Below are 622 nucleotides of genomic sequence, written 5' to 3'. Positions count from 1 at the left end.
GAAGACTGAGAATATGTCCGGCATCTTTAATGGCATCTTCCGTTGAGAATAAATCACGATAACTGTTAGGAAATTCACTGGCTAGGCGGGTTTGTGGTTCTGTTGTTTTGTGGGTAAGAGCGATGGCTTGGACACTATCTTCCCAACTTCGTGCAATTGAACGAACATGTTGTTCAAGTGTGGTGCGATCGTGAAGTGGAACAGTTGCGCTACCTTTGCGATGGATAATATAATAGACACGGATAAGAGTGCTTTCCAGAAATAGCGGATAGGATTCAAAAAAGTCGCCTTTGTAAATTTCAACAAAATGTTCGCCAACTTTTTCACGGAGGCTGCTGCTGTAATGGTCACGTGGTACATAGACAAGGATAGACACAAAACGTCCAACAGAATCAGTGTGGACGAGCCCCCGCAAACGTGGACGTTCGTCTAATTGCAGGATAAGTTTGGCATTTTCTGTTAGTGTATCAACATCAACACGAAACATTTCATCTCTTGGATAGGTTTCTAAAACACTGATAAGGGCTTTTCCTGAATAATCAGCATGATTATGTCCAAGGCGTTGAATGATGGTTTGGGCTTTTTCTTTTAAGAAGGGAATTTGCAAAATAGAGCGCGTATA

Annotated in this window: 1 pseudogene; it reads right to left on the bottom strand. The window is 42.0% G+C overall.

What is annotated here, in order from left to right:
* Positions 1-622: pseudogene (locus ACFINC_RS11275) on the bottom strand (NAD-glutamate dehydrogenase); the annotation flags it as partial.

The sequence above is a fragment of the Bartonella sp. AP58NXGY genome (genome assembly GCF_042195785.1).
GTDB lineage: Bacteria > Pseudomonadota > Alphaproteobacteria > Rhizobiales > Rhizobiaceae > Bartonella.
This window is presented reverse-complemented; position numbering and strand designations above follow the sequence as displayed.